Genomic DNA, 3,805 nt, shown 5'->3' on the forward strand with positions numbered 1-3,805 from the left:
CGCAAGAATTAATGACTGTCCATTCCTATCAGCGGATCCCTGCAACCGCATAGGGCAAATGCCTCCTCCCTCTCTATGCAGGTGGGACAGGTGCGGCAGGGCATAGCTTTTCCCTTGTAGCACGACCAGGTGAGCTCATAGGGAACCTGCAGCTTGAGGCCCATTCTCACGATATCCGCCTTGGTCATATGCACAAAGGGCGCTTGCAGCTCGACGGGATTCCAGGCTGTTCCCAGCCTTATTGCCGGCTTGAGAGCCTCTACGAACTCCGGCCGGCAGTCGGGGTAGATCGTCTGGTCGTTCTTGTGGGCGGCGTAAAACAACTCTGTAATCTCATGGGCCTCGGCGTATCCTGCAGCCACGGAGAGCATGATCATATTCCTGTTTGGTACCACCGTCTGCCTGGCTGCCTCCTCGGTATAGTGGCAGCTGGGCACCTCCTTTTTGCCCAGAAGTGCGCTCTCCCCCAGGAATGCCGCCAGAGTGGAGAGGTCGATGATATGATGTGCGACATCGAGCCTGGAGGTGATGGCTATTGCGCAGTCTATCTCCTTTTTATGCTTCTGACCATAGTTGAAGGTGAGGGCATCTACCAGATAACCATCGGCCAGCAATTTGTAGAGCAATGTGGTCGAGTCCAGACCGCCGGAGAGTATCAAAACCGCCTTCATTTGCCTCCCAATTTTACTGGCATTCAACATAAGACTGCCCCACCTGAGATCCTTAGCTCGTCACATCCTCGGCCAGAGGGGTCACCAGCAGCTTGTCCACCCGGCGTTCATCCATATCCATGACCTCAAAGCGATAGCCACCCCATTCGAATTTATCTCCCGAGGTGGGAACCTTCTCCAGATGGGTCATCATGAAACCGCCCATGGTTTGGTAGGTCCCATCATCCTCATCAGGAAGCTTGTCGATGTCTAGCGTCTCTTTGAAGTCATCCGCGGGCATCGTCCCATCCACCAGCCATGAACCATCGCTCCTGCGCAGGATCTGGGGCTCCCCCAGCTCATCGATATGGGGAATGTCTCCCACCAGCCCCTCCAGGAGGTCTACCAGTGCCACAATCCCCTGCACTGTGCCATACTCATCCAGGACGATGGCCAGATGGATTCCCGTCTGCTTGAACTTCTCCAGCACCTTCAAAGCCCTCATGCTCTCCGGTACAAATAGAGGTGGCAGCAGCAAAGACCTCAGATCAATCTCCTTTTTATTAAGGTCGCAGTTCAGGATATCCTTGGACTGAATCACTCCCAGGACGTTATCCAGCTTCTTGCTGCAGACCGGAAACATGGTGTACGGCCCGCTGACGGTCTTCCTTTGGATCTCGGCGAGGGTGTCATGGATATCAAGCCAGACTATCTTTCCCCGAGGGGTCATGATGGAGTTGACCTTTCTTTCACCCAAAGAGAAGACTCTTTCCATGATGTCCTGCTCCTCCTCTTCGATCACCCCGGCCATCGTTCCCTGGTCTATCATAATTCTTATCTCTTCTTCAGTGACCTCCGGCTCAGCGTTAGAATTGACCCCCAGGGCTTGGAGGACGAACTCCGTGGATTTGCTCAAGAGAAGAATCAAGGGGTATACAATCTTGGAAAAAGCGTTTAAGGGAGATGCAGACCAGGATGCAATCCGCTCCGGATTGGAGAGGGCTATCCTCTTTGGCACCAGCTCGCCTATAACTAGGCTGACGAAGGTTATCGACAGGACTACCAGGGCTAGAGCAATTCCATGGCTGAATTGAGCTAAAGCGGGATAAAGGCCAAGCAAGTAGCCCGCCAGCTCATCGGATAAGGTCGCGCCGCCGAAAGCCCCGATAAGTGTGGCCATTAAGGTTACCCCAGTCTGAACAGCGGAAAGAAACTGATTGGAGTTGCTGATCAGCTCTAAAGCGACGGCAGCACCCTTATCTCCACTATCTGCCATCTGACGGAGCCTGGCCTTGCGCGAGGAGACAACTGCCATCTCCGCCATGGAAAAGGCGCCGTTGACTAATATGAGAATTAGTATGATCAGAATCTCAATCAACATGAACTACTACCCTTGCAGGATGGTGCGCCCGGTCTGTCTCCAAATTCATGCATTTCCCCGAGATTATGGGCCGTTTTCTCATTTTCATAAGACAGGATAATAAAGGTTATTTATAGCTTCCCTGAACGGAGAACAGAGGGCACTGAAGGTAGTCACGTTATTTGAATATTGAGGATCGATATAATAATTAAAAAAGAAATATAAAAAGAAAAGAAAAACGAACTATAGATTTACTTTAAATCAGCGGTGCAGTGCTTGCACTTGATGGCTCCTATCGCAATGGTCTCTTTGCAGTATGGGCATTCCTTGGTGGTTGGATCAAGAGGTGCAGGCTGCCTTTTGAGGGCATTTATCTGCCGGACCAGCATGAACACCGCAAATGCCACGATGATGAAAGAAATAACCGCATTTATGAATAATCCGTAATTGATGGTCGGCGCTGATACCGCCTGTGCCTCTGCCAGGCTAGCATAGGCCTCACCGTCCAAAGCTATGAACATATCGGCAAAGTTTATGCCACCCGTCAGCATGCCAATTGGAGGCATGATAATATCATTCACAAGCGAATTGACTATGCTGCCAAATGCAGCGCCTATAATGATGCCTACCGCCATATCCACGGCGTTGCCCTTCACTGCAAATTCCTTGAACTCGCTTATAATTCCCATAAAGATCACTCCAACAGATGAAACATTTGGCCATTTCTGCGGTCTAAGATATAAATCCTTTTGGAAAGAGCAAATTCGGACCCTCATAAGAGAATAAAAAACGTTCGATCAGTAGAATGAAATACATATTAAAAATTTGTAAGAAATAGTTCCATATCGGAAGATCCAAGTAGAAAGAGGCTCCAGCTATAGGCAATGAAGGAGTACTCCTGCGATGGGCTGATTGTGCGGTGGAATCCGGAAAAATGCATACATGCGAAGGAATGCGTGAACGGACTGCCCCAGGTCTTCAACCACAACAGCAGGCCCTGGATAAATATGCAGGGCGCAAGTCCTGCGCAGATAATGAAGGTCATAGATCGCTGCCCTTCCGGCGCTCTGAGCTATCAAGAAAAGGCACCTGAATCATCTGAAAAAAATGCATCAAATGAGCGATACGCCTCTATCAAGGTGGTGAAGAACGGTCCCCTGCTGGTTGAAGGAGACTGCCGTCTATTCAATTCAGATGGCAATGAGATGGCAGAAGGGGCTTTTGCCCTCTGCAGATGCGGAGCCTCCCGGAAAAAGCCTTTCTGCGATGGAAGCCATATCAAGATAACCTTCGACGATACAAAATGATTGGCGCTGACCTCCAGGCAAAATCGGCAATCGAGAGTGGACAAGAATGTCTTTGCTCATTCTACCGGCCAAACCATAACCTGCATCTGTTGCTTCCCTGGCAGAGCCTCTCTTGCCTCTCGAACCTTATCTCCATACCTTCCCCCTCGACGCCCTTGCAACTGAACTCCTGCGCCCAGACAGAGTTCTCCGCCTGGCAGATGACCTCGCTCACCTTCTCTGAGAGCGATTCTCTGCCTGACCGGACCATTATATCATGCCAGGGACAGCGCCGGATCTCAACTACAAATCCGCTCTCCTCTTCTTTCAGCTCGTAGTCGAACTCCTCCAGGGCCAGACGAGCAGCAATCGCCTCCTTCAGCCCATCAAGGCCATAGTCCAGCATCAGCATTGACTTGATTGCCCGGGCCTGGATCTTGGGCAGAACCTGCCAGACAGCCTCGTCCAGCTCCAGCGCTTCATCAAATCCCCGTTTCTTCTCGATCATC

The 3,805-nt window shown here is 50.9% G+C and carries 5 protein-coding genes; 1 reads left to right on the forward strand and 4 read right to left on the reverse strand.

From position 1 onward, the window contains the following. Window positions 1-8: 8 nt before the first annotated feature. The 3 genes from queC to mscL all read right to left on the reverse strand — a co-directional run bounded on the left by queC (window position 9) and on the right by mscL (window position 2,699). Window positions 9-671 carry a 7-cyano-7-deazaguanine synthase QueC gene (gene queC, locus BP822_RS07320; protein ID WP_273278984.1) on the reverse strand — a complete coding sequence of 221 codons (663 nt, stop codon included), beginning with the start codon at window positions 669-671 and terminating at the stop codon, window positions 9-11. A 52-nt stretch (window positions 672-723) separates the two neighbouring features. After that, complete coding sequence (locus BP822_RS07325; RefSeq protein WP_013718433.1) at window positions 724-2,031, reverse strand: hemolysin family protein; 1,308 nt, start codon at window positions 2,029-2,031, stop codon at window positions 724-726. Window positions 2,032-2,261: 230 nt separating this feature from the next. Beyond that, window positions 2,262-2,699 carry a large-conductance mechanosensitive channel protein MscL gene (mscL, locus tag BP822_RS07330; protein WP_013718432.1) on the reverse strand — a complete coding sequence of 146 codons (438 nt, stop codon included), beginning with the start codon at window positions 2,697-2,699 and terminating at the stop codon, window positions 2,262-2,264. A gap of 195 nt (window positions 2,700-2,894) precedes the next feature. On the opposite strand from mscL, the gene BP822_RS07335 reads away from it, so the two are divergent. Next, entirely contained in the window at window positions 2,895-3,317 is a 423-nt protein-coding gene (locus tag BP822_RS07335) for a (4Fe-4S)-binding protein (protein ID WP_013718431.1), read from the forward strand. Between the two features lie 61 nt (window positions 3,318-3,378). On the opposite strand, the gene BP822_RS07340 is transcribed toward BP822_RS07335, so the two are convergent. Next, on the reverse strand, window positions 3,379-3,805 hold a 427-nt coding region (locus BP822_RS07340; RefSeq protein WP_286878066.1), incomplete at its 5' end, for a DUF6125 family protein.

Source organism: Methanosaeta sp. UBA458 (assembly GCF_002496085.1).
Classification (GTDB): domain Archaea; phylum Halobacteriota; class Methanosarcinia; order Methanotrichales; family Methanotrichaceae; genus Methanothrix; species Methanothrix soehngenii.